Here is a 2,932-nt window from a genome sequence, read left to right as displayed (position 1 = left end):
GATATGCTGACAAAAAATATCCTAAACGATTTTAGAAAAGATTACCCTAATATCAATCTGAAGATGAAAATTGCAGGTAAAAAGTATCACGATAGATATATTGCCATTGACTATGGAACAGACAGTGAAGCCTTTTATCTTTGCGGAGCATCATCAAAAGATGCAGGAAATAAAATATCAAGTATTACAAAGATAGAGGAATCTTCCAAGGATATGTATCATACGATGTTTGGCGGAATGCTGAACAATAAGGATTTGAAAATTTAATATGTAAATGGTAAAGCGTTATTAAATGAATAGCTATAAAACTTGTGAAAGGCGGTAGAAATAAAACTCTATCGTCTTTTTTTGATTGCAACTAACAGGAGGGAAACTAATATGCACGAAAATAAAAACGAACAAAATACAGGAATAAAGACCATAAAGAAGATTGGAAAGGCAACTTATGAGGTTGTTGTCCATTTTAATGAAAATGCGACTGAAACTATGCAAGATAAATTGAAAAGGATAATGCTTAGGGAAATGGAGCGAGAAAAAGATAAAAAACCCCATAAAAATGATTAGAAAGTCCTTGACAAGTTGTTACAGGAAAAACGGCAAAATCTATTCTTATCTCTTGTGGTGCAAGGCTTGCTCCATTTGATATTAGGGAACTTAGGGACTTGATGAGTGAAGATGAACTTGAGCTTGATACACTGGGAGATAGAAAGACAGCACTCTTTGTTATCATCTCCGATACAGATGATACTTTTAACTTTGTGGTGTCTATTATGTATTCGCAGTTATTTAACTTGTTATGTGATAAGGCAGATGATGTGTATGGAGGAAGATTACCTGCTCATGTAAGATGCCTACTTGATGAGTTTGCAAACATCGGCTTAATTCCAAAGTTTGAAAAGCTAATAGCGACAATCCGTTCCAGAGAAATATCAGCGAGTATAATTCTTCAAGCACAATCTCAGCTAAAGGCAATCTATAAAGATAATGCTGACACAATTGTGGGCAACTGTGATAGTGCCTTGTTTCTTGGTGGCAAGGAGAAAACAACTCTTAAAGAGCTTTCTGAAACGCTTGGTAAAGAAACCATTGACCTTTACAACACATCTGAAACAAGGAGTAATCAAAAGAGTTTTGGACTTAATTATCAAAAGACAGGTAAGGAGCTTATGAGTCAAGATGAAATTACGGTCATGGACGGCGGTAAATGTATTTTTCAGTTTCGTGGTGTCAGACCATTTCTATCGGATAAATTCGATATTACAAAGCATAAGAACTATAAGCTTCTTGAAGATTTTGATAAAAAGAATGTGTTTGATATAGAAGATTATATTAAGAGAAAAGGGAAAGTTAAGCTCAATAGAAATACAGCAATTACAAGATTGTAATATTTACTGTTATAACTATACGAGTGAGGGTGTATTTAATATAATAGAGCTAGATAAATTTGAAGTTGTGGAGGTGATGAAATGATTAGAAAAATAAAAAAAGAAGATGCTCAATCTATACGAGAAATATGTGATATTTCTTTAGGATATACTGTTTCTACAGAGTTAGTAGAGAATCAAATCACAAAACTATCATCTGATAAAAAGCATCATGTGATTTATGTTTATGAGGATGAGGATTTACATAAAGTTGTTGGATTTATACATGCTGAAATATATGAGAGTCTTTATTCAGATTGTGGATTAAATATTCTTGGATTAGCTGTTTTACCAGAGTTTCAAGGAAGAAGCATTGGAAAAAAATTGATGAATCATTTAGAAATTGATTCTCGACAAAAATTAATTAAGTTTATCAGGTTAAACTCAGCAGAAGCAAGAACAGAAGCACATAAATTCTATGAAAATATAGGATATGTATGTGATAAGACGCAAAAGAGATTTATTAAAATTTTCGAATAAGTGACTCCCAGTTTGTCGAACTGAAAAATTGAATACTAAATGTGTAAGACGATAGAAAAGTAAAAAATCTATCGTCTTTTTTCTTGCCTAATTTCCCTATGTTTTGCGATTAATAAATAGAGAAAACTCGCAAGAGTTGCCAACTAGTATTTCAAATGCCTCTCACTAATATATACACGACAAAATGCTAGTTCTCTTAAATATGTTACGGAAAGTAAAGGAGAAAAGATGATAAGGATAAGAAGCCCTACCTAAAAGACAACTAAATATACAAATACTTGGCGATTGGAGTTAACCTTTCAGTCGCTTTTTTAATTGGAGGAAAAAATGAAAAAAGAAATGATTAATATCAATGCCAATCTTTTAAAAGAACCTACTTTTGGAACTTTTACAAGAGGTGATGAAGAAGTTCAAGTTGTAAATTTTGCTCTTTCGAAAGGATATGGAAAAGGTAGATAGTATATCAACTGTGCAGCATATGGCAATAAATCTGAAGTAGATAAGGAATTTTCAGAAGGTGATTTCATTCATGTATATGGCTACTTCAACAAAAGAACTAAAGATGGAAAAACCTATAAGAATTTTGTAGTTATGTCTATGAACAAAATTGAAAAGAAAGAAGAAAATGAGGAGGAATAAATAATGGATTTTTTCGTACAAGCAGTTAATGTATTAAAGATTTTGGTAATGGCAGTAGGTGCTGGTCTTGGAGCATGGGGTGTTATCAATCTTATGGAGGGATATGGTAATGATAACCCTGGTGCAAATGCTCATGGTTAATAAAGAAGCACAACAAAACAGGACAAGGAGAGCCAGCCCCACCGCTATTCCGTACAGCAAACGCAGCCATAAAAATTTGGAGCAGTAACAAAAAATGTTATTGCTCCAAATTTTTGTACAGTTTTGTGATCGTGTTGTAACTTTACTGTGAACTGTAATGTGCTATAACATATGTTACACAATTGAATAAAAAAAGAGAGGAACTCTGATACAATAGTAATATCAACAAAACCATTTAGTAAAGGAGT

General features: G+C 32.7%; 2 protein-coding genes and 4 pseudogenes. All 6 read left to right on the top strand.

Annotated elements, in window-relative coordinates; genetic code table 11:
• Window positions 1-267: pseudogene (locus tag F823_RS10725) on the top strand (ORF6N domain-containing protein); the annotation flags it as partial.
• Between the two features lie 111 nt (window positions 268-378).
• The gene (locus F823_RS0110270) at window positions 379-564 is read left to right on the top strand and encodes a transposon-encoded TnpW family protein (protein ID WP_002842105.1); all 186 of its coding nucleotides are present in this window, start codon (window positions 379-381) and stop codon (window positions 562-564) included.
• Window positions 565-575: 11 nt separating this feature from the next.
• Window positions 576-1,385: pseudogene (locus F823_RS0110265) on the top strand (VirD4-like conjugal transfer protein, CD1115 family); the annotation flags it as partial.
• An 81-nt stretch (window positions 1,386-1,466) separates the two neighbouring features.
• On the top strand, window positions 1,467-1,904 hold the full coding sequence (locus F823_RS0110260) for a GNAT family N-acetyltransferase (protein ID WP_002845884.1): 438 nt from the start codon (window positions 1,467-1,469) through the stop codon (window positions 1,902-1,904).
• 327 nt (window positions 1,905-2,231) lie between these two features.
• A pseudogene (locus F823_RS11380) lies at window positions 2,232-2,543 on the top strand (single-stranded DNA-binding protein).
• Window positions 2,544-2,546: 3 nt separating this feature from the next.
• Window positions 2,547-2,681, top strand: a pseudogene (locus F823_RS10995) (Maff2 family mobile element protein); the annotation flags it as partial.
• Window positions 2,682-2,932 lie beyond the last annotated feature (251 nt).

This window comes from Peptostreptococcus anaerobius VPI 4330 = DSM 2949 (genome assembly GCF_000381525.1).
Lineage (GTDB): Bacteria > Bacillota > Clostridia > Peptostreptococcales > Peptostreptococcaceae > Peptostreptococcus > Peptostreptococcus anaerobius.
Note: the sequence above shows the minus strand (reverse complement) of the source record. Positions and strands in the feature narration are given on the sequence as shown.

Bases quoted from the DNA above. Each gene is read 5' to 3' on its own strand.
- F823_RS0110270 (WP_002842105.1), top strand. From the start codon at position 379: ATGCACGAAAATAAAAACGAACAAAATACAGGAATAAAGACCATAAAG.
- F823_RS0110260 (WP_002845884.1), top strand. From the start codon at position 1,467: ATGATTAGAAAAATAAAAAAAGAAGATGCTCAATCTATACGAGAAATA.